At 75.4% G+C, this 20,285-nt stretch carries 21 protein-coding genes; 15 read left to right on the forward strand and 6 right to left on the reverse strand.

Features of this window, described 5'->3' with window-relative positions; genetic code table 11:
- The first annotated feature begins 67 nt into the window (after positions 1–67).
- Positions 68–1,246, forward strand: a complete 1,179-nt coding sequence (locus tag WAA21_RS14295) for a GDSL-type esterase/lipase family protein (RefSeq protein ID WP_336923499.1) — start codon at positions 68–70, stop codon at positions 1,244–1,246.
- 10 nt (positions 1,247–1,256) lie between these two features.
- Here WAA21_RS14295 and WAA21_RS14300 read toward each other — a convergent pair whose 3' ends face one another.
- A complete protein-coding gene (locus WAA21_RS14300) occupies positions 1,257–1,766 on the reverse strand; it encodes a MarR family winged helix-turn-helix transcriptional regulator (RefSeq protein ID WP_336923500.1) in 510 nt (169 codons plus the stop codon).
- Between the two features lie 91 nt (positions 1,767–1,857).
- On the opposite strand from WAA21_RS14300, the gene WAA21_RS14305 reads away from it, so the two are divergent.
- From WAA21_RS14305 to WAA21_RS14315, 3 genes are all read left to right on the forward strand, one after another.
- On the forward strand, positions 1,858–2,433 hold the full coding sequence (locus tag WAA21_RS14305) for an NADPH-dependent F420 reductase (RefSeq protein WP_336923501.1): 576 nt from the start codon (positions 1,858–1,860) through the stop codon (positions 2,431–2,433).
- Positions 2,434–2,468: 35 nt separating this feature from the next.
- Positions 2,469–2,987, forward strand: a complete 519-nt coding sequence (locus WAA21_RS14310; protein ID WP_336923502.1) for a VOC family protein — start codon at positions 2,469–2,471, stop codon at positions 2,985–2,987.
- Positions 2,988–3,136: 149 nt separating this feature from the next.
- Positions 3,137–4,075 carry a hypothetical protein gene (locus WAA21_RS14315; protein ID WP_336923503.1) on the forward strand — a complete coding sequence of 313 codons (939 nt, stop codon included), beginning with the start codon at positions 3,137–3,139 and terminating at the stop codon, positions 4,073–4,075.
- A 68-nt stretch (positions 4,076–4,143) separates the two neighbouring features.
- Here the strand turns inward: WAA21_RS14315 and WAA21_RS14320 are convergent, their stop codons facing one another.
- Positions 4,144–4,641, reverse strand: a complete 498-nt coding sequence (locus WAA21_RS14320) for a nitroreductase family deazaflavin-dependent oxidoreductase (protein WP_336923504.1) — start codon at positions 4,639–4,641, stop codon at positions 4,144–4,146.
- Between the two features lie 135 nt (positions 4,642–4,776).
- Here WAA21_RS14320 and WAA21_RS14325 point away from each other — a divergent pair, with 135 nt between their 5' ends.
- The gene (locus WAA21_RS14325; RefSeq protein WP_336923505.1) at positions 4,777–5,928 is read left to right on the forward strand and encodes a N(5)-(carboxyethyl)ornithine synthase; all 1,152 of its coding nucleotides are present in this window, start codon (positions 4,777–4,779) and stop codon (positions 5,926–5,928) included.
- A gap of 53 nt (positions 5,929–5,981) precedes the next feature.
- On the opposite strand, the gene WAA21_RS14330 is transcribed toward WAA21_RS14325, so the two are convergent.
- Positions 5,982–6,596 carry a hypothetical protein gene (locus WAA21_RS14330; protein WP_336923506.1) on the reverse strand — a complete coding sequence of 205 codons (615 nt, stop codon included), beginning with the start codon at positions 6,594–6,596 and terminating at the stop codon, positions 5,982–5,984.
- 94 nt (positions 6,597–6,690) lie between these two features.
- On the opposite strand from WAA21_RS14330, the gene WAA21_RS14335 reads away from it, so the two are divergent.
- Positions 6,691–7,233 (forward strand): DinB family protein, encoded by a 543-nt coding sequence (locus tag WAA21_RS14335; protein WP_336923507.1) that lies wholly within the window; start codon positions 6,691–6,693, stop codon positions 7,231–7,233.
- Here WAA21_RS14335 and WAA21_RS14340 read toward each other — a convergent pair.
- Positions 7,216–8,106 (reverse strand): hypothetical protein, encoded by an 891-nt coding sequence (locus WAA21_RS14340; RefSeq protein WP_336923508.1) that lies wholly within the window; start codon positions 8,104–8,106, stop codon positions 7,216–7,218. The two genes, WAA21_RS14335 and WAA21_RS14340, sit on opposite strands and share 18 nt — an antisense overlap.
- A gap of 1 nt (position 8,107) precedes the next feature.
- Positions 8,108–9,112 (reverse strand): SPFH domain-containing protein, encoded by a 1,005-nt coding sequence (locus WAA21_RS14345; RefSeq protein WP_336923509.1) that lies wholly within the window; start codon positions 9,110–9,112, stop codon positions 8,108–8,110.
- Between the two features lie 78 nt (positions 9,113–9,190).
- Here WAA21_RS14345 and WAA21_RS14350 point away from each other — a divergent pair, with 78 nt between their 5' ends.
- From WAA21_RS14350 to WAA21_RS14390, 9 genes are all read left to right on the forward strand, one after another.
- Positions 9,191–9,886 (forward strand): NUDIX hydrolase, encoded by a 696-nt coding sequence (locus tag WAA21_RS14350; protein ID WP_336923510.1) that lies wholly within the window; start codon positions 9,191–9,193, stop codon positions 9,884–9,886.
- Between the two features lie 32 nt (positions 9,887–9,918).
- Positions 9,919–10,533, forward strand: coding sequence for a pyridoxamine 5'-phosphate oxidase family protein (locus WAA21_RS14355; RefSeq protein ID WP_336923511.1), 615 nt, complete (start codon positions 9,919–9,921; stop codon positions 10,531–10,533).
- A gap of 55 nt (positions 10,534–10,588) precedes the next feature.
- Positions 10,589–11,110 (forward strand): SRPBCC family protein, encoded by a 522-nt coding sequence (locus WAA21_RS14360; protein ID WP_336923512.1) that lies wholly within the window; start codon positions 10,589–10,591, stop codon positions 11,108–11,110.
- Positions 11,111–11,119: 9 nt separating this feature from the next.
- Entirely contained in the window at positions 11,120–14,464 is a 3,345-nt protein-coding gene (locus WAA21_RS14365) for a DEAD/DEAH box helicase (protein WP_336923513.1), read from the forward strand.
- A 39-nt stretch (positions 14,465–14,503) separates the two neighbouring features.
- Positions 14,504–15,064 carry a GNAT family N-acetyltransferase gene (locus WAA21_RS14370; protein WP_336923514.1) on the forward strand — a complete coding sequence of 187 codons (561 nt, stop codon included), beginning with the start codon at positions 14,504–14,506 and terminating at the stop codon, positions 15,062–15,064.
- A 138-nt stretch (positions 15,065–15,202) separates the two neighbouring features.
- Complete coding sequence (locus WAA21_RS14375; protein WP_336923515.1) at positions 15,203–16,315, forward strand: ScyD/ScyE family protein; 1,113 nt, start codon at positions 15,203–15,205, stop codon at positions 16,313–16,315.
- A 127-nt stretch (positions 16,316–16,442) separates the two neighbouring features.
- A complete protein-coding gene (locus tag WAA21_RS14380; RefSeq protein ID WP_336923516.1) occupies positions 16,443–17,018 on the forward strand; it encodes a TetR/AcrR family transcriptional regulator in 576 nt (191 codons plus the stop codon).
- A 7-nt stretch (positions 17,019–17,025) separates the two neighbouring features.
- Complete coding sequence (locus tag WAA21_RS14385; RefSeq protein ID WP_336923517.1) at positions 17,026–17,925, forward strand: DNA-3-methyladenine glycosylase family protein; 900 nt, start codon at positions 17,026–17,028, stop codon at positions 17,923–17,925.
- Positions 17,926–18,018: 93 nt separating this feature from the next.
- Positions 18,019–19,914 (forward strand): glycoside hydrolase family 15 protein, encoded by a 1,896-nt coding sequence (locus WAA21_RS14390; RefSeq protein ID WP_336923518.1) that lies wholly within the window; start codon positions 18,019–18,021, stop codon positions 19,912–19,914.
- A 34-nt stretch (positions 19,915–19,948) separates the two neighbouring features.
- Here WAA21_RS14390 and WAA21_RS14395 read toward each other — a convergent pair whose 3' ends face one another.
- Positions 19,949–20,281, reverse strand: a complete 333-nt coding sequence (locus tag WAA21_RS14395) for a hypothetical protein (protein WP_336923519.1) — start codon at positions 20,279–20,281, stop codon at positions 19,949–19,951.
- Between the last annotated feature and the right edge of the window lie 4 nt (positions 20,282–20,285).

Genomic DNA, 20,285 nt, shown 5'->3' on the forward strand with positions numbered 1-20,285 from the left:
CCTGCTGCCGGGTCCCGACCGGGACCCGTCGTGGGCCCTACCCGCAGACCTGCGGTCTAATCGCCGCATGCGCGACGACCCGGGCGACCTGCTCACGGTCCCGGTGACCGTCGACCTGCTGCGCGGCTGCCTCGACGCCGAGCCGACCGCCGACGGGCTCCTCCCGCACCGGCTGCCGCGGTGGGCGCGGGCGCAGAACAGCGACCCGCAGCTCGCGGCCGTCGAGGTGCAGCCGGCGGGCGTGCGGCTCGCCGTCCGCACCGCGGCGACCCGGATCGAGCTCGACACGTCCCCGACGACGTTCGGCTACGTCGGCGCCCCGCGTCGCCCGCGCGGGGTGTACGACCTCGTCGTCGACGGGCGGCTCGTCTCCCAGGCGACGGCGAGCGGCGGACGCACCCTCACCGTCGACCTCGCGACCGGCACGAGCCGCACCGAGGAGGGGCCGGTGTGCACGCTCGTCTTCGGCGGCCTGCCCGCGGGGGACAAGCACGTCGAGGTGTGGCTGCCGCACAACGAGCAGACGGCGCTGCTCGCGCTGCGGGCCGACGCACCCCTCGCGCCGGCGCCCGCGGACCGTCGCCCCCGGTGGGTGCACCACGGCAGCAGCATCAGCCAGGGGTCGAACGCCGCCTCCCCGACCGGCACGTGGCCGGCGACGGCGGCGCGGCTCGTGGGGCTCGACCTCGTCAACCTCGGGTTCGGCGGCGGGGCGATGCTCGACCCGTTCGTGGCCCGCACGATGGGCGGGACGGCCGCGGACCTGCTGAGCGTGGAGATCGGCATCAACCTCGTGACGGGGGACGTCATGCGCATGCGTGCCTTCGGCCCGGCGGTGCACGGCTTCCTCGACACGCTGCGCGAGGCGCACCCCGACACCCCGGTCGTCGTGCTGTCGCCGCTGCTGTGCCCGATCCACGAGCACACCCCCGGGCCGGGCTCCTTCGACGTGGCCGCCCTCGGCGAGGGCCGGCTCGCCTTCACCGCGACCGGCGACCCCGCCGACGTCGCGCGCGGCCGGCTCACGCTGTCGACGGTGCGCACCGAGCTCGCGCGCATCGTCGAGCAGCGCGCGGCGGAGGACCCGCACCTGCACCTGGTCGACGGGCGCTCGCTGTACGGCGAGGACGACGCCGTCGAGCGGCCGCTGCCGGACCGGCTGCACCCGGACGCGGCGACGCACCGGGTCGTGGGCGAGCGCTTCGCGGCGATGGCGGCGGCGGAGCTGCCGTCGCCCGGGACCTGACGGGTCCCCTTCAGTCGCTGGGTGCGTCGCCGTCCTGCGTGTCGTCGCGCGCCGTCATGCGCCCCTCGGGGTCGACGCGCGTGAGCATCGCCTCGGCGATGCGCCGCAGCTGGTCGACCTGCTGCCGGGTGAGCGGGTCGACGACGTGGCGGCGGACCGTCTCGACGTGACCGGGGGCGGCCCCGACGAGGACGTCCCACCCGGCGTCGGTGAGGTGCGCGTTCGTCGCCCGGCCGTCGCCCGGGCAGGGCCGGCGCTCGACGAGGCCGCGGTCCTCGAGACGGCGGACCACGTGCGAGAGCCGGGGGAGCGTGGCGTTGACGCGCTGCCCCAGCACGGCCATCCGCAGGGTGCGCGAGGGCGCCTCGGACAGCATCGCCAGGACCATGTACTCGAAGTGCGTGAGCCCGGCGTCGCGCCGCAGCTGCTGGTCGAGCACGCCGGGCAGCAGCTCGACGACCGCGACGAAGCGGAGCCAGGCCGCCTGCTCCTCCTCGTCCAGCCACGGCGTCCCGGTCATGCCCCGAGCGTACGCGTCACTTGACGGAACAAGTGAATCTGGTGCACGGTTGGTTGTAACAACAAGCGACTACAGCACCTGGAGCACCGACATGGCACACCTCACGATCATCGGCACCGGCAGCATGGGCAGCGCCATCGCGGCGGTCGCCGCGAAGGGCGGCCACACCGTCCAGCTGATCGGCTCCGGCGACCCGGCCACCGCGGTCGCCGGCGACGTCGTCGTCCTCGCGGTCCCCTACCCGGCCGTCGCCGATGTCCTCCGGGAGCGGAGCGAGCAGCTCGACGGCAGGGTCGTCGTCGACATCACGAACCCGCTCGACTTCTCGACCTTCGACTCCCTCGTCGTGCCCGCCGACAGCTCGGCCGCCGCGGAGATCGCCGCCGCCCTGCCCGGCGCCCGCGTGGTCAAGGCGTTCAACACGAACTTCGCCGGCACCCTCGCGTCCGGGACGGTCGGCGCGGTGCCCACGACCGTCCTCGTGGCCGGGGACGACGCGGACGCGAAGGAGGCGGTGGCCGCGATCGTCACCTCCGGCGGCCTGCGCGCCGTCGACGCGGGCTCCCTCGCCCGCGCCCGCGAGCTGGAGTCGCTCGGCTTCCTGCAGATCACCCTCGCCGCGAACGAGAAGGTCAGCTGGACCGGCGGCTTCGGCGTCGCGGCCTGACCGCCACCACCGTCGAGACCCCCAGGAGAAGTGCCATGACCGTCGCCGCCGTCCGTCTCAACCACGCCGTCCTCTTCGTCGCCGACCTCGAGCGGAGCCTCGCCTTCTACCGCGAGGCCTTCGGCATGGAGGTGGTCGCGCGCGAGCCGCGCGCGGACGCCGCCTTCCTGCGGCTGCCGCGGTCGGGCAACCACCACGACCTCGGCCTGTTCGGCGTCGGCGCCCAGCCGCCGCGACCGCGCGGGTCCGTCGGCCTGTACCACCTCGCGTGGCAGGTCGACACGGTCGAGGAGCTCGCCGGGGCCCGCACCACCCTCGCCCGGCTCGGGGCGCTCACGGGCGAGTCCAGCCACGGCGCCACCAAGAGCCTGTACGCCGCCGACCCCGACGGCAACGAGTTCGAGGTCATGTGGATGCTGCCGCGGGCGGAGTGGGGTGCGTACGAGAACGCCGCGCCGATCGAGCGGCTCGACCTCGCCGGCGAGGTCGAGCGGTGGCGGGGCGTCCGGACCGCCGCGGAGCTCGTGCCGCTGGAGCCGCCCGTCGCGCCGTAGGTCTGCGTTCCTGCCGACGACCGCGCCGTAGGTCGACAGGAACGCAGGCGCGGGTGGTGCCCCGTGCGGTGGCAGGGCTCCACGCCGCGGGTGACGATCGGGAGGACCCCGCCGGCCGAGCCGGCACCCCGGAACGCCCAGGAGGCACCGTGCGCCGTCCCCCGTCCGTCCCGTCCACCCGGCTCGCGGCCGCGGCCGCGGCCGCGCTCGTCGGCGCGTCGTTGCTCGCCGCGCCGGCCCAGGCCGCCGAGCCCTTCCCCGACACCGTCCCGCTGCCCGACGGCTTCCAGCCCGAGGGCATCGAGTCCGGCCGCGGCACGACGCTGTTCGTCGGGTCGCTCGCCGACGGCGCCATCTGGCGCGGTGACGCCCGGACCGGTGAGGGCGAGGTCCTGGCCGAGGGCGCCGAGGGCCGCGTGAGCGTCGGCATCGCCTACGACGCCTCCACCGACCGGCTGTGGGTGGCGGGCGGGGAGACCGGCGAGGTCCGCGTGTACGACGGCACGTCCGGCGAGCTCCTGCGGACGTACTCGCTCGCGGGGACCGGCTTCCTCAACGACGTCGCGATCACGCGTGACGCCGTCTACGTCACCGACTCGAACGTGCAGCAGCTCGTCGTCGTGCCGACGCCGGGCGGCGAGCCGGGCGACGCGGCGAGCACCGTCCCGCTCACCGGCGACCTGCAGTACGTGGCGGACGGCTTCAACGCCAACGGCATCGTCGCCGACCCGTCCGGGCGCACGCTGCTCGTCGTGCAGAGCGCGACCGGGCTGCTGTTCCAGGTCGACCCGGCCACCGGCGGCACCGAGCAGGTCGACCTCGGCGGGGAGACCCTCGTCAACGGCGACGGCCTCGAGCTGCGCGGCCGCACGCTCTGGGCGGTGCAGAACCAGGACAACGTCGTGACGGAGGTGGCGCTCGCCGGCGACCTCGCGAGCGGCGAGGTCGTCGCCCGGCTCACCGACGACGACTTCGACGTGCCGACCACCGTCGCCGTCGCCGCCGGGCGGCTGTACGCCGTCAACGCCCGCTTCGGCACGACCCCGACCCCCACGACGGAGTACGACGTCGTGCAGGTGGGTCGCTGACCGGGCGCCGCCGCTGAGCCTGCAGCGGTGACCGCGAGGCGCCGCGCGCGCCGGTCACCGCTGCACGCTCAGCCGTTCACCGGCACCGGCGGCACCCGGCGCAGCTCGAGGCACTGCTCGACCCCGAAGGCGCGCATGACGCGCAGCTCGGCGGGGCCGTACTGCCCGGCGACCTCGGCGAGCGACACCACGCGTGGCGAGCCGACCTCGACCTCCTCGCCGTCGTGCTCGACGACGGCCGAGCCTGCGGCCAGCACGTTCTGCACCCAGTCGGCGCGCGGGCCGTACACGAGGCCCACGAGGAACCCGCCCTCCACAGGCACGAGCCCGAGCGGGGTGCGGTGGGTGCGGCCCGAGCGCCGCCCCGTGTGCCGCAGCACCGAGGCGTCGGCGCCCGGGCGCCCGGCCGTCCGCAGGGCGCGCGGGTTCATGACGTCGCGGTTGATCCGCCGCTGCCAGTCGACGACGCGGGAGTCCTTGTCGCGCATGCCCCGCAGCCAGGCCATGAGGAGCAGCACCGGGAGCGCGCAGGCGAGGAGGATGACGGCGGTGCGGCGACGCGACATGCAGACCCTCCTCGACGGCGTCACCACCCTCCCAGGCGCGGCGCGGGACGCGCCAGAGCCGGACCGCGGGCACGCGGACCGGCCGGCGGCGGCCGCGGGGGCATAGCCTTCGGACCTCAGGGAGGGAGCGAGGCCATGGAGCGACTCACCATCGGCGTGGTCGGGGCCACCCGTAAGCCCGACGAACGGCGGCGTCCGCTGCACCCGGCGCACCTCGACCGCATCGACGCGGACGTCCGCGCCCACCTGCTCGTGGAGCGCGGCTACGGCGTCCACTTCGGCGTCGACGACGCGGAGGTCGCCCGGTGGGTCGGCGGGGTCGTCGACCGCGAGGAGCTGCTCGCGCGGGCCGACGTCGTGCTGCTGCCGAAGCCCGTGGCCGCCGACCTCGCCGAGATGCGCGAGGGCCAGGTGCTGTGGGGCTGGCCGCACCTCGTGCAGGACCGCGAGCTCACGCAGCTCGCCGTCGACCGGCGCCTGTCGGTCATCGCGTGGGAGTCGATGAACCACTGGAACGCCGACGGGTCGTACTCGCTGCACGTGTTCCACCTCAACAACGAGATCGCCGGCTACGCGGCCGTCGTGCACGCGCTGCAGCTGCGCGGCACGACCGGTGCGTACGGCCGGCAGCTGCGGGCGGCCGTCGTGTCGTTCGGGGCGACCGCGCGCGGCGCGGTGCGCGCGCTCAACGCCCTCGACATCCACGACGTCACCGTCATCACCCAGCGCGACAGCCCGGCTGTCGCGGCGCCCTTCGCGGGGGTGACGATGCAGCGCTTCGAACGCCTGGAGGACGACCCACGACGCACCCGGGTCCTGACCCCCGACGGTCCGGAGGACACCGAGCACTTCCTCGCGCGCCACGACGTCGTCGTCAACTGCATCCTGCAGGACACCGACGCCCCGCTCCTCTTCGCCGAGGACCCGCACGTGTTCGCGCGGGGCAGCGTCCTCGTCGACGTGTCCGTCGACGCCGGCATGGGCTTCGCGTGGGCGCGGCCGACGACGTTCGCCGACCCGGTGCTCGAGGTCGGCGACGGCGTCACGTACTACGCCGTCGACCACACCCCCTCGCTGTACTGGGACTCCGCGACGTGGACGATCAGCGAGGCGCTGCTGCCGTGGCTGGACGTCGTGCAGCGGGGGCCGGAGGCGTGGCGGGAGCAGGACACCATCGCGCGGGCGGTGGAGGTCGAGGACGGCGTCATCCGCAACGAGCGGATCCTCGCCTTCCAGGGGCGGGCGGCGGCGTACCCGCACGCCGAGTCAGGAGGTCGACACCCCTAGCGGATGCGTGCGGGGCCCACGGGAATGACAGGCGGGCTTCCAGCTCGTCGAACTCAGGTCCCGGCGTGCAGGTTGCCCAGCACTGCCCTGTAACCGCGATGCATGTCGCGCCAACCGAAGGCAGTCAGCGCCGACAGCAGGACGAAGACGACGACCGACGCCACGACCCAGTGGTCATGCCCACGTGTGGTCCACACCTCCGCGTGTGTCAGTGCGGCGATGACGAACACGGCGACGGTGAACAAGCCTGCCAGCATCCAGTTCGTCATGGAACGGCTCCGGACAGCGCCTCCGCCGCGGTACCAGGCCAGTGGCAACGTCTCGTCGCTCGTGAGCGACGACCCGGAGAGCAGGTCGAGCGCACGTTCGTGGCAGGCGTGCTTCTGAGCGGACGTGGCGAGGAACTCCCCAAGCACGTGCAGTGCGATCCAGTACACGCCCAGTGCCGCATACGGGAGCGCGAGGAGGTAGAGGCTCCCTGTGGCGCTCATCCAGATCGGCCCGCTGGCCGCCAGGAGCGCGAAGCCGCCGAAGCACACCGTGTAGACCTGGAAGAGGAGCCGCCTGCCCACGTCGTCGTAGTGACGTGCCTCCGCGAGGAACAGCTCCGCGAGGGCCTGTCCCTCGCCATGACCCCCTCGCGTCCGCGTCGCCCACAGTGGCAGCACTCGACTCGACTAGCACGCTCACCAGGTCGGTGCGGGGCTTCCGGTTGACGTCCGCAGCACTCCGCCGGTCTGAGGCGTGCGGCATGCTCGGCGCGTGCCGATCGAACCGGACACCAAGGACTGGACGTGGGTGCTGCGGCGCCCCTGCCCGGAGTGCGGCTTCGACGCCGCCCGCGTCGCGCCCGAGGAGGTGGCGGACCGGCTGCGTGCGGACCTTCCGGTCTGGCACGCGGTCGTGCTCAAGGACGGCGCCGCCGACCGGCCGGACGACGCCACGTGGTCGCCGCTGGAGTACGGCTGCCACGTGCGCGACCTGCACCGGGTGTACCGCGGCCGGGTCGAGCGCATGCTCGCGGAGGACGACCCGCTGTACGACAACTGGGACCAGGACGCCACGGCGGTGCAGGAGCGCTACGCCGAGCAGGATCCCGCGGCCGTGGCCGAGGCGCTCGTCGCCGAGGGCGAGGCGACGGCCGCCGTGCTCGACGGCGTGCGCGGGCAGCAGTGGCAGCGACCGGGCCGCAGGGGAGACGGCGCCTCGTTCACGATCGACGGGCTCGCGCGCTACTACCTGCACGACGCGGTGCACCACCTCGTCGACGTGGGCGCCCGCAGCGCCTCACACGACCAGCCGTAGCCGCCGCCTCGAGACCGTCAGGTCGACCGCCTGCCCCCAGGTGGCGGTCAGCCGGTCCGCCTCCAGGCCGTCGCCGAAGGCGACGAGCGCGTCGGAGCGGACGACGACGCGCAGCGCCGCGTCGGGCGGCAGCACGCCGGCCGTCAGGTCGGTGCCGGTGGTGGGGGAGGGCCACGCCTCGCGCACGAACCACGCGAGGTCGCTGCTGCCGGTGCCCGGGAGCACCAGGCCGCCGCGCTCGCGCGCCACGGAGGCCGCCCACCCCGTGCTGCCGGTGCCGGTCGTGACGAGCAGGCCCGACGACGACTGCGCCTCGACCCGGCCGTCCGGCACGTGCAGCTCCCAGCGCGCCGACTGGTGGCTCGCGTGACCGACGTAGACGTCGTTGAGCGCCTCGACCGCGCTGCCGTCGTCGAGCTCGGCCCGCACGAGCGCGCGCGGCTCCACCCGGGCGCCCCCGCGCACGACCGCCTCGAGCAGGGCCGGCACGGCCCGCACCCGGTGGCGGACGAGCGCGCCCACGTTGCGGCCGGGCTCCGGGTCGACGCCGATGACCGCCTGGTCCCGCAGGTACTTCGCGACGTTCGCGACCAGCCCGTCCTGACCGACCACGACGCACACGTCCTCGGCCTCGAAGGCGAAGCGGTGCAGGTCCTGCCGCTCCACGGACCCGCGGCGCCAGTCCGCCGGGACGGACGCGCTCACCGCCGCGAGCGCCTCCCCGAGCGCGTCGTGGCGGGCCTGCGCCTCGGCGATCGACCGGCCCCGGCTGCGGAGGAAGAACTCGGCCTGCCCCCGGGTGCCGTGCCGGTCGACGAGCTCCTCGAGCTCGGTCGCCCGGTGCACGACGACGACGCGCGGCGCGAGGGCCACCTCACTCACCACCCCGGGCGGTGAGGCCCGCGAGGGCGCCGGTGAGGAGGTCCGGGGTCACGGTCAGCTGCCCGACGCTCGGCAGGTGCGCGGCGAGGTCGCGCAGGGCGAGCGCCCGCAGCACCTCGACGGGCACGGTGACGTTGGCCGCGAGGCGGGCCGCCTCGGCGGCGCCGTCCGCCTCGCCCCGGAGCCGGGTGGCCTCGGCGGCGGCCTGCGCGAGGACGGTGTCGCGCTCGGCGGCCGCTCTCGCCTCGACGAGCCGTGCGGCCGCCGCCTCCTCCGCCCGGGCCCGCGCGTTGGCCCCCTCCTGCGCGACGAGGCGCTCCTCGCGCACGGCGAGCTCGATGCGGGTCGCGAGCTCGTTCTCCGCGATGGCGCGCTCGCGCTCGACGGCCAGCGCCCGGCGCTCGAAGGTCGAGCGGTCGGCGTCGGCCTGCGCCGCCTCCCTCGCGGGTGTCTGCAGCGCGCACTCGAGGTCGGCGTCGGCGCGGACGGACCGGACGCGCACCGCGAGGACGTCGAGCCCCGTCGCGGCCACCCGGGCGTCGGTGCGCAGAGCGGCCGTCACCTGGGCCGAGAGCGCCCCGGTGCCGGCGGACACCGCCGCCCTCAGCGTGAGGCCAGCGAGGGCGTCGGTGACGTGCCCGGTCGCGAGCTCCCCGAGCAGCTGGGCGACGTGCTCGAGCGGGGCGGCGGTCCAGCGCCCCGTCGCGGGGTCGATGCCGAAGTCGAGGCGCTGGGCCGCGGTCTCCGGGTCGGCCACCCGGAAGCTGACGGTCACCTGCACCGTCACCTCCTGCAGGTCCGAGGTTCGCGCCCGTGCGACGAGCGGCAGCTCGCGGTCGTCGACGGGCACCTCGGACAGCACGGCGTCCAGGGGTCGGAACCAGAAGGCCAGGCCGGGGCCCGTGCGGCGCACGCGGCCGCCGCTCATCTGGACGACGTGCGCCGTCGGGGCGGCGCGCAGGTGCCGCAGGAACGGGTAGCGGGTGATCGTGGCCATGGTGGCCTCCTTTTCTCGTCTGTTCGACGATAAACCCGCTGACTAGTTGTCGTCAAGGTGACGAGATATGGTGGTGGTGTGCCGGCCGCCGAGCTCGACCACCCGCCCTTCGCCGTGACGGTCGACCTGGTGGTCCTCACCCTGCGCGCGGGCCGGCTCGTGGTGCTGCTGGTCGAGCGCGGCGAGGAGCCCTTCCTCGGCGAGCACGCCCTCCCCGGCGGTTTCGTCCGGCCCGACGAGGACCTCGACGCCGCGGCGGCCCGTGAGCTCGCGGAGGAGACGGGCCTCACCGGCGTGCCCGGCCACCTCGAGCAGCTGCGCACCTACGGCGACGTGCACCGCGACCCGCGCATGCGCACGGTCTCGGTCGCCCATCTCGCCCTTGCCCCCGGGCTCCCCGACCCCCGGGCCGGCACGGACGCCGCGGCCGCGGCGTGGGTGCCGGTCGAGGCCGCGAGGTCCCGGCCGCTGGCCTTCGACCACGCGCGCATCCTCGACGACGGGCTGGAGCGCGCCCGCGGCAAGCTGGAGTACACGAACCTCGCCACCGCGTTCTGCCCGCCGGAGTTCACCGTCAGCGAGCTGCGGTCCGTGTACGAGGCGGTGTGGGGTCGGGAGATCGACCCCCGCAACTTCCACCGGAAGGTGAGCGGCACCCCGGGCCTGCTGGCCGACACCGGCCGGACGCGGGCGGTCGGCCGGGGCAGGCCCGCGGCGCTGTTCCGCGCGGGCCCCGCCACGACCCTGCACCCCCCGCTCGTGCGCGACGCCTGAGACGCGAGGCGCGGGCGCGCCACACTGCCGCCATGGCGAAGGTCTACGACGACGGCATCGACGAGCGCATGGCGAGCTGGCTCGTCGCCCAGCCGGTGTTCACGGTGGCGACGGCACCGCTCGCGGCCGACGGCCACGTCAACGTCTCGCCCAAGGGCATGGCGGGCACGTTCGTCGTCCGCTCGCCGTGGCAGGTCGCCTACCTCGACTACAGCGGCTCGGGCGCGGAGACGATCGCGCACCTGCGGGACAACGGCCGCATCACGCTCATGTTCGCCTCGTACGACGCTCGCCCCACGATCGTGCGGCTGTACGGGCGCGGTGAGGCCGTCCTCGCCGGTGACGCGCGCTTCCCCGCCCTGCGGGCGGAGTTCACCAAGACGGAGACGGCCGGCCAGCGCTGTGTGGTCCTCGTCGACCTCGACCGGGTGTCCGACGCGTGCGGCTACGCCGTGCCGCGCATGGAGCTCCTCGGCGAGCGCGACACGCTCGACGTCAGCCACGCCCGCCGCGAGGACGGCTTCTTCGAGGACTACTGGCGGCGCCGCAACGCCGAGAGCATCGACGGGCTGCCCGCCGTCCCGGTGCCACCGACGACTGGCTCGCCCCCTTCCGACGCACGTGGGAGCACCGCATGGACGCACTGACCACCGAGATCGCGCGCGGCCGCCGCGCCCGGCGGACCGCGGGCCCGGAGCAGTCGTGACCGCCCACGTCACCGGGCGTCTCGACGGCTCTGGCGAGGACCGGGACCTCGTGCTCGAGCGCCGCTTCGACACGGGGGTCGAGGACGTGTGGTCGGCGATCACCGACCCCGAGCGGCTCGGACGCTGGTTCGGCACGTGGACGGGCGACCCGGCGAGCGGGTCCGTCCGCTTCCGCTTCACCGCCGAGGGCGAGGACGTCCCGGAGTCCGTGTACGACGTCCGCGTGTGCGAGCCGCCGCGGTCGCTGCGGGTGCGGACGGTCGACGAGCACGGCACGTGGGACCTGTCCGCCCACGTCGAGCCCGACGGCGACGGCGCACGCCTCACCTTCCGCCACCGCCTGGTCGACCCCGACGCCCTCGGCGACACCGGGCCGGGCTGGGAGTACTACCTCGACCGGCTCGTCGCCGCCGTCGAGGGCGGCGACGTCTCCGCCGTCGACTGGGACCGCGACTACTACCCGGTGCTCAGGGAGCCGTACGAGGGCGTGGCCCGGGACGTCCCCAGCCCTCCGTAGCCTGCTCCGGTGGCGGCGCACTGGACGGACGGTCTCGACGACGCCGCCATCCGCGCCGTGGTGGGCCCCGCGACGTTCGACCGTGGTGCGGACTACGCCCGCCGCGGGCAGGTGCTCCGCGTGAGCGGGCGCGGCGGCGGAGCGCTGCTGGGCGAGGTCCGCGGCAGCGGCCGCGAGCCGTACGCCACCCTCGTCACCCCCGCCCCGCCGGGCTCGCGCAGCCGCCGGGAGTGGACCGCACGCTGCTCGTGCCCCGTGGGGGAGGACTGCAAGCACGCGGTCGCGGTCCTGCTGAGCGCGCGAGGGTCGAGCGCGCCCGAGGGCGACGACGGCGCCGACGACCGCGCCGACGACCGGCCCGCCTGGGAGGCGCGCCTGGGCGCGCTGGTCCGCCGCGACCCCGAGCCGGAGCGCTCCGCCGGGCCACCGCTCGCGCTTCAGCTCGAGGTCGTCCGCACCCCGCCGGGCCTCGTCCGCCGGCCGTCGGCGGCCGCGGAGCTCCCGGAGCGGCGGGTGCTGCTGCGCCCGCTCGTGCGCGGCGCCCGCGGCACCTGGATCCGCGGCGGGGCGTCCTGGCGCGAGCTCGACCACGGCTGGGCCGCCTACGGCCGCGCCGCGCCCGACGCGGCTCACCGCGAGGCCCTGCTCGCGCTGCACGCCGCGTGGGAGGCGCGCGGGCGCGGGCGCTACCTCGCCGAACGGCCCGTCCACCTCGACGAGGTCGGCCCCGCCGTGTGGGCGCTGCTGCGCCGCGCGCGCGGGGCCGGCGTCACGCTCCTGGCGGGGGAGGACGGCGAGGTGCGCCTCGCCGAGCGACCCGCCCGGGGGCTGGTCGACGTCGTCCAGGGCGGCGACGCCGCGCGCGCAGGCCGCGGCGGGCGGGGCAGCGCCAGCATGACGGCCGTGGTCGACGTCGACGGCCGGCAGGTGCCCGCCTCCGACGTCCTCGTGGTCGGCTCGCCCGCGCACGGCGTCGTCGTCGAGGAGCCGGACGGCGCCCTCCTGCTCGCCGGTCTCGCCGAACCCGCCGGACCGCAGCTGTCGACGCTGCTGCTCGACGGGCGCCGGGTCGAGATCCCGGCCGCCGACCTGCCCCGCTTCCTGCGCGAGTACTACCCGCGGCTGCGGCAGGTGCTCGAGCTCGTGTCCTCAGACGGCTCCGTCACCTTCCCGGAGGTGTCCCCGCCCGGCCTGGCCCTGCGGCTGGAGTACGGCGGCGGCCGGGGCCGCGCCCACGACCTCGCGCTCGCGTGGCAGCTCGCGTACCCGGTGGGCGACGAGGTCGTGCGCGTGCCCCTCACCCACCCCGACGACGAGGACGGCGCCGCCGAGGACGCCGTCCGCGACCCGGCCGCGGAGCGCGCCCTGCTGGACGGGCTGGCCGCGGCCGCGGGAGGGCACGAGGTGCTGTGGGAGGACGGCGAGGACGGGGGCCGGCGTCTCGCGCCGCGCCGGCGCCTCGGTGGGCTCGACACCGTCCGGTTCACCGAGGACGTCCTGCCCGTGCTGCGCGAGGCGGGCGTGGCCGTCGAGGTGCACGGGGAGCCCGGGGAGTACCGGTACACCGACGAGGCGCCCGTCGTTCGGCTGTCGACGACGGAGTCCGCCGACCGCGACTGGTTCGACCTCGGCGTCACCGTGACCGTCGGCGACGAGCAGGTGCCCTTCGAGCCGCTGTTCGTCGCGCTCGCGCACGGCGAGAGCCACCTCGTCCTCGACTCCGGCACGTGGTTCGCCATCGACCGGCCCGAGCTGGAGCAGCTGCGCACGCTCATCGAGGAGGCCCGCGAGCTGCAGGACCGGCCCGGTGACGGGCTGCGCATCAGCGCCTACCAGGCGGACCTGTGGGAGGAGCTCGCCCGCCTCGGTGTCGTGGAGCAGCAGAGCCGCCGGTGGGCCGAGGCCGTCGGGGCGCTGTCGGGGCTGGAGGAGCTGCCCGAGTGGCCGGTCCCGGCCGGGGTGCGGGCCGAGCTGCGGCCCTACCAGCTCGACGGCTACCGCTGGCTCGCGTTCCTGGCCGAGCACGGTCTCGGCGGCGTCCTGGCCGACGACATGGGCCTCGGCAAGACCCTGCAGGTCCTCGCCATGGTCGCCGGCGCCGTGGAGCGCGGGACGAGCGCACCCTTCCTCGTGGTGGCGCCCACGAGCGTCGTGCCGACGTGGCTGCACGAGGCCGAGCGCTTCACGCCGGACCTGCGCGTCGTCGCGGTGACGCAGACCTCGCGCGCCTCCGGAAGGAGCGTCGCGGAGCAGGCCGACGGCGCCCACGTCGTCGTCACCTCGTACGCGCTGTTCCGCCTCGACGGCGAGCAGCACGGCTCGCTGCCGTGGGCGGGGCTGCTGCTCGACGAGGCGCAGGCGGTCAAGAACCACCGCGGCCGCACGCACCAGGTCGCCCGCCGCGTCGACGCACCGTTCAAGCTCGCCGTCACCGGCACGCCGCTGGAGAACAACCTCATGGAGCTGTGGGCGCTGCTGTCCGTCGTGGCGCCCGGGCTGTACCCCGACCCGAAGCGCTTCGCGGCGCGCTGGGCGACGCCGATCGAGAAGGGCGACCGCGAGCAGCTCGCCCGGCTGCGGCGCCGGGTGCGCCCGCTGCTGCGCCGCCGGACCAAGGAGCAGGTCGCGACGGAGCTGCCGCCCAAGGTCGAGCAGGTCATCGAGGTGGAGCTCAACCCGAGGCACCGTCGCGTCTACGCCACCCACCTGCAGCGCGAGCGGCAGAAGGTGCTGCGGCTCATCGACGACCCGCAGCGCAACCGGTTCGCCATCCTCCGGTCGATCACGCTGCTGCGCCGCCTCAGCCTCGACCCGGCGCTCGTCGACGAGGCGTACGCCGGGGTCCCCGCGAGCAAGGTCGACGTGCTCGCCGAGCTGCTGCAGGAGGTCGTGGGAGAGGGCCACCGCGCGCTCGTCTTCAGCCAGTTCACCGGCTTCCTCGCGACGGTCCGCGCCCGGCTCGAGGCGGACGGCGTCGCCTACTCCTACCTCGACGGGCGCACGCGCGACCGCGCGCGGCGCCTGCAGGAGTTCCGTGACGGCGACCAGCCCGTCTTCCTCATCAGCCTCAAGGCCGGCGGCGTCGGCCTCACGCTCACCGAGGCGGACTACGTCTTCGTGCTCGACCCGTGGTGGAACCCGGCGGTGGAGGCGCAGGCCGTCGACCGCACCCACCGCATCGGCCAGGACAAGACGGTCATGGTGTACCGGCTCGTCGCGAGCGACACGATCGAGGACAAGGTCATGCAGCTGAAGGCCCGCAAGCTCGAGCTCTTCGCCTCCGTCATCGACGACGGCGACGCCCTCGGCGGCGCGCTCACCGCCGAGGAGATCGCGGGACTGCTCGAGGACTGAGCCACGACCAGCGGGCGGGCCGCACCGTAGGCTCCGAGCGTGTCGGAGCGGGACGGGCTCGCCGGGCTGGACGTCCGCCGCTTCGCGCCCGCCGACGCCCCCGAGCTGCTCGTGCTGCAGCGCTGCTGCTGGGTGCAGGAGGCGCTCGCCAACGACACCCTCGACATCCCCGCCCTGCACGAGTCGCTGGAGGACGTGCGCCGCTGGGGCGAGGAGTGGCTCACGCTCGTCGCGCGACGCGGGCCCCGGCTGGTCGGGGCCGTGCGGGCGCGCGAGACGGGTGAGGACTGGGAGGTCGGCCGGCTCATGGTCGCGCCGGACGAGTCCGGGCGGGGGCTCGGGCGGCAGCTGCTCGCGGCGGTCGAGGCCCTCGCGCCACCGGGCGCCACCCGCGCGACCCTCTTCACCGGGGCGCGCAGCACCCGCAACCTGCGCCTGTACGCGCGCGCCGGGTACGAGGTCGACGAGGTGGCGCAGCGCTCGCCGGCGCACGTGCCCGGCACGGTCGCGCTCGCCAAGCCGCTCCCGCCCGGCCGCGCACCGGCGCGCTCCGGCGCCGACCCGGCGCCGGCCGGCGCGGCCGCGGTCCCGACCGACTGAGCCGCTCGCGCCCGTCCCCGGCAACCGTGCTGGCCCCAGCACCCCTGGGGCCAGCACGGATGTCCGCGCCCGTCACCGCCCCGACAGTTGTCCGGGCTCCTGCCGGGGCCCGCTGGGGGGCTACGACGAGGAGGGACAATGCACCACCGAACCGCCGCCTGGACGGCCGCGCTCCTGAGCGTGCCGCTGCTGGCCGTCGCCGCGCCCGCGGGCGCGGCGCCGCCGTCCGGGCCGGGCACGCAGGAGCTGGCGACCGGGCTCGTGTCGCCGCTCGCGATGTCGGTCGCGAGGGACGGCACCGTGTACGTGTCCGAGCAGTTCGCGGGACGGCTCACGGCCGTCTCGCCGCGCGGGGCGACGAGGACGGTCGCGGAGGGTCCGGTCTCCGGGGTCGACGCGACGGGCCGCGGGACTCTCACCGTCACGCTGTCCGCCCCGCCGGAGGACGAGACGCAGGAGGCGGTGGGTGCCGTCGCCCGGGTGGACGCGCGCGGCCGGCTCGTCACGATCGGCTCGACGCTCGACCACGAGGTCGCGACCAACCCCGACGCGGGGCAGGTGTACGGCTTCGTCGACGCGGGGGCGGACTGCCTGGCCGACACCGAGCTGGTCGGGGTCGGCGCGCCCTACCCCGGCATCGTGGAGTCGAACCCGTACGCCGTGCTCGTGCACGGCGGTGACCGGGTCGTGGCCGACGCGGCCGGCAACAGCATCGTGCGGGTCCGGCCGAACGGGACGGTGCGCACGGTCGCCGTCCTGCCACCGGTCGAGGTCGAGTTCACCGAGGAGGTCCGACAGGGCCTGCTCGCGCAGGTGCCGCCCGGCGAGCTCCCGCCCGACCTCTTCGAGCCGTGCGTCGGGCTCACCATCCGCGCCGAGCCCGTGCCCACCGACGTCGAGCTCGGACCGGACGGCATGTACTACGTCTCGTCGCTGCCCGGGTTCCCGGAGGCGCCCGGCACGGGCGGGGTCTACCGCGTCGACCCGCGCACCGGCTCGGCGACGCGGCTGCACGACGGCCTGACCGGTGCGGTCGACCTCGCGGTCGACTCCTCCGGTGCGGTGTACGTCGCCGAGCTCTTCGCCGGCCAGGTCACCCGCATCGCCCCCGACGGCTCGCGCACCTCGGTGCCGGTGGACTCCCCGGGTGCGGTGGAGGTCGACCGTCACGGCGCCGTCTACGTGACGACGGGCGTCTTCGCCGAGACCGGCGGCAGCCTGCTGCGCTGGGGTGCCTGGCCCGGCGCCTGAGCCGGCACCACGGCCCCGGGGCGGTCCGCCGCCCCGGGGCCGTGGTCGCGCCCTCGTGTGTGACGAAGGCAACTGGACGAGTGGTCCAGTTCCGTACCGATGGACCAGTGAGCGCTAGGCTGTGCCCGTGGCCGCCGGTGCCGAGGTCGTCGACGCGCGCGTCGTGCGCACGCGCCGGGACGTGCTGAGGGCGGCCCTCGACGAGCTGGTCGAGGGCGGCTGGGACGCCGTCACCCACGCACGCGTGGCCGCCCGCGCCGGGTACTCGAAGGCGACGCTCTACACGCACTGGCCGGACCGGCTCGCGCTCGTGAGGGACGCCTTCGCCGACTTCGGTGACATGCCGCACCACACCCCGACCGGCGACGTGCGCGGGGACCTCGTCGGCGAGCTGACGAGCTTCCGCACGGCCATGCGCGAGCGGCGCCTCGACCGCGCGCTCGCGGTCCTCGCCGAGCGCGCCGGCCCTGTCCCCGAGCTGGTGGACGTGCGGGCGCGCTTCGTGGAGGAGGGGGAGCGGCCGCTGCGGGAGGTCCTGGCCGGAGCGCTGCCCGACGGGCTCGTCGCACCCGTCAGCGCCATGCTGTGCGGGCTCGTCGTGCACTCGGTGCTGCTGCGGGGCGAGGGGCCGTCCGACGCCGACGTCGAGAGCGCGGTGGACCTCGTGCTCGCCGGGGCCGGCGTCCGGTGGACGGCCGGGTGAGCGGCCCGTGAGCACGTTCGTGCTGCCGACGGGCGAGGTCGACCTCGGTCTCGTGCTCGCCCCGTTGGCGATGCTCACGCGCGACCCGACCCTGCGGCTGGTGCCCGGTCGCATGGAGCGGGCGACCGTCACCCCCGACGGCACCGGCACGCTCGTCGTGCAGTGGGACCGCGACCGTCCCGAGGCGCGCGTGACGACGCACGGCGACGCCGCGGCGTGGCTCGCGGAACGGGCGCCGGCCGCGCTCGGCCTGCTCGACGACCCCACCGGGTTCGCCCCCGCCGCGCGGCCGCTCGCGGAGCTGTGGCGGCGGCACCGCGGCGACCGGGTCGGTGCGACCGGGACGCTCTGGCACGACCTCGCGTGGACGGTCGTGCAGCAGCGGGTGACCCGGCAGGAGGCCGCCGCGACCTGGTACCGGCTCGTGCACGCCCTCGGCTCGCCCGCGCCCGGGGTCGAGGGCCTCCTCGCGCCGCCGGACCCGGTCGCCGTCGCCCGGCTCACCTACGAGTCGCTGCACCGGCTCGGTCTCGAGCGCCGGCGTGCCGAGCACCTGCTCGCCGCCGCCCGCTGCGCGCACCGGCTGCACCGCCTCCCCGACCTCGACCGGACGACGGCGACCAGTGCCCTGTCGGCGGTGCGTGGCGTCGGGCAGTGGACGGTCTCGTGCCTGTCGTGCTTCACGTGGGGCGACGCCGACACGGTCATCACCGGCGACGCCGGCATCCCCTCGATGGTGGCGTGGCTGCTCGCCGGTGAGCGACGCGCCGACGACGCCCGCATGCTGCAGCTGCTCGAGCCGTACCGCCCGCACCGATACCGCGTCGTGCGCCTCGCCTTCGCCGGCGGCGCACGGCCGCCGCGGCGCGGTCCGCGCGCGCCCGGGCACGACATCCGGCACCGCTGAGGTGGCCGGCGACCGGGCCGGTCGCCGGGGTCGTGGCCGCACGTCGGGCCCGCTCGTGTTGTCGGGTCGCCGCGGGCTCGGGATGCTCGGTCGATGGCAGCGGTACCCGAGACGGCGACGAGCCCCACGAACCCCACCGGCTACGGCGACGTGCCGATCGGGTCCTACGGCTTCCTCAGCGACGGTGAGGTGTCGGCCCTCGTCGCGCCCGGCGGCTCGATCGACTGGATGTGCCTGCCGCGCTTCGACTCCCCGAGCATCTTCGGGCGCCTGCTCGGCCGCCTCGCCGGGTCCTTCCGCGTCGCCCCGGCCGACACCCAGGTGCCCGCGGCGCGGCGGTACCTGCCCGGCACCATGATCCTCGAGACGAGCTGGGGGACCGACAGCGGCTGGGTCATCGTGCGGGACGCCCTGCTTATGGGCCCCTGGCACCACGACGACGACCGCTCGCGCACGTACCGGCGCACCCCCACGGACTACGCCGCCGAGCACATCCTGCTGCGGACCGTGCGGTGCGTGTCCGGCGAGGCGCAGATGATCATGGAATGCGAGCCGGTCTTCGACTACGGCCGCCAGGAGGCGGTGTGGTCCTTCACCGGTGAGTCCTACAACGAGGCCGTCGCGGAGGGCGAGGGGGTGCCCGACGGGCGCATCACGCTCACCTCCGACGTCCGGATGGGCTTCGAGGGCGGGCGGGCGAGCAGCCGGACGCTGCTCAAGGCCGGCGAGGAGCGCTTCGTCGCGCTGTCGTGGAACGGCGCCCCGCCGCCGCACGACTACGCCGAGGCGTACGCCAAGCAGGTGTGGACCGCGCACCACTGGCAGCGCTGGCTCGCGCGCGGGGAGTTCCCCGACCACCCGTGGCGCAGCTACCTCCAGCGCAGCGCGCTCACGCTCAAGGGGCTCACGTACGCGCCGACCGGCGCGATCTCCGCGGCGGGCACCACGTCGCTGCCGGAGACGATCGGCGGCGCCCGCAACTACGACTACCGGTACACGTGGATCCGCGACGCGACCTTCGCCCTGTGGGGGCTGTACTCGCTGGGCTTCGACTGGGAGGCGCTCGACTTCTTCGCCTTCATCGCCGACATCGCGAGCGGGGACGAGGACCTGCAGATCATGTACGGGATCGGCGGCGAGCGGGAGCTGCCCGAGCAGACCCTCGACCACCTCCCCGGCTACGCGCTGTCGCAGCCGGTCCGCATCGGCAACGCCGCCTACCGCCAGCAGCAGCACGACGTGTGGGGCGCGCTGCTGGACTCCGTGTACCTGCACGCCAAGAAGGTCGACCACCTCGACAACCGGGTGTGGCCGATCCTCGAGCTGCAGGTCGGGCAGGCTCTCGCGCACTGGCGGGAGAAGGACGCCGGCATCTGGGAGGTGCGCGGAGAGCTGCGGCACTTCACGTCCAGCAAGATCATGTGCTGGGTGGCGGCGGACCGCGGCGCACGGCTCGCGGAGATCTACGGCGAGCACGCCAAGGCGCACGAGTGGTCCGACGCGGCCGACGAGATCAAGGCCGACATCCTGGAGAACGGCGTCGACGAGCGCGGTGTCCTCACCCAGTACTACGGCACGACCGCGCTGGACGCCTCGCTGCTGCTGGCGCCGCTGCTTCGCTTCCTGCCGCCGGACGACCCCCGTATCCGCGCGACGGTGCTCGCGATCGCCGACGAGCTGACGGTCGACGGCCTCGTGCTCCGCTACAAGGTCGAGGAGACCGACGACGGCTTCGAGGGCGAGGAGGGCACCTTCACCATCTGCTCGTTCTGGCTCGTGTCGGCGCTGTGCGAGATCGGCGAGGGTGACCGCGCCCGCGACCTGTGCGCGAAGCTGCTGTCCTTCGCGGGGCCGCTCGAGCTGTACGCGGAGGAGCTCGACCACCGCACGGGCCAGCACCTCGGCAACTTCCCGCAGGCCTTCACGCACCTCGCCCTCATCAACGCCGTCCAGCACGTCATCCGCGGTGAGGACCCCGCCGCGCGCTAGCCGTACCGGCAGCGCCGCAGGCCGTGGGCGCGGCTCAGCCGCCGAGCGGGCGGCGCGGGCCGTGCGACAGCGCGACCTGCGCGAAGAGGTCGGCGCGCTGCTCGCGCAGCGACGCCCGCGCGAAGCCGGCGAGCGGGTCCGACGGGTCGGCGTCCGGGCGCGGCGCGAGCGCGAGGCTGCGCTCGAGGAGGTCGCCGAACCGGTCACCGTCGACGAGGTCCGCGCACGACCCGCACGCCGGCCAGGGCCGGGTCCCGTGGTCGACGGTCCGCCCGCTCACCGGCGAGGTCGTGCTGATGGCGGTGCTGACGGGGTACTCGGCGACCGCGTCGGCGGCCAGGCAGAAGGCGCAGCGGGTCGGCGTCACACCC

It is taken from the genome of Aquipuribacter sp. SD81, from assembly GCF_037153975.1.
Taxonomy (GTDB): domain Bacteria; phylum Actinomycetota; class Actinomycetes; order Actinomycetales; family JBBAYJ01; genus Aquipuribacter.

Excerpts from the sequence above, each read along its gene's own strand:
- WAA21_RS14320 (WP_336923504.1), bottom strand. The coding sequence starts at position 4,641 with ATGTCGCGTCGCCGCACCGCCGTCATCCTCCTCGCCTGCGCGCTCCCG.
- WAA21_RS14375 (WP_336923515.1), top strand. The coding sequence starts at position 15,203 with ATGCACCACCGAACCGCCGCCTGGACGGCCGCGCTCCTGAGCGTGCCG.
- WAA21_RS14300 (WP_336923500.1), bottom strand. The coding sequence starts at position 1,766 with ATGACCGGGACGCCGTGGCTGGACGAGGAGGAGCAGGCGGCCTGGCTC.
- WAA21_RS14345 (WP_336923509.1), bottom strand. The coding sequence starts at position 9,112 with ATGGCCACGATCACCCGCTACCCGTTCCTGCGGCACCTGCGCGCCGCC.
- WAA21_RS14355 (WP_336923511.1), top strand. The coding sequence starts at position 9,919 with ATGGCGAAGGTCTACGACGACGGCATCGACGAGCGCATGGCGAGCTGG.
- WAA21_RS14390 (WP_336923518.1), top strand. The coding sequence starts at position 18,019 with ATGGCAGCGGTACCCGAGACGGCGACGAGCCCCACGAACCCCACCGGC.
- WAA21_RS14305 (WP_336923501.1), top strand. The coding sequence starts at position 1,858 with ATGGCACACCTCACGATCATCGGCACCGGCAGCATGGGCAGCGCCATC.
- WAA21_RS14295 (WP_336923499.1), top strand. The coding sequence starts at position 68 with ATGCGCGACGACCCGGGCGACCTGCTCACGGTCCCGGTGACCGTCGAC.
- WAA21_RS14325 (WP_336923505.1), top strand. The coding sequence starts at position 4,777 with ATGGAGCGACTCACCATCGGCGTGGTCGGGGCCACCCGTAAGCCCGAC.
- WAA21_RS14310 (WP_336923502.1), top strand. The coding sequence starts at position 2,469 with ATGACCGTCGCCGCCGTCCGTCTCAACCACGCCGTCCTCTTCGTCGCC.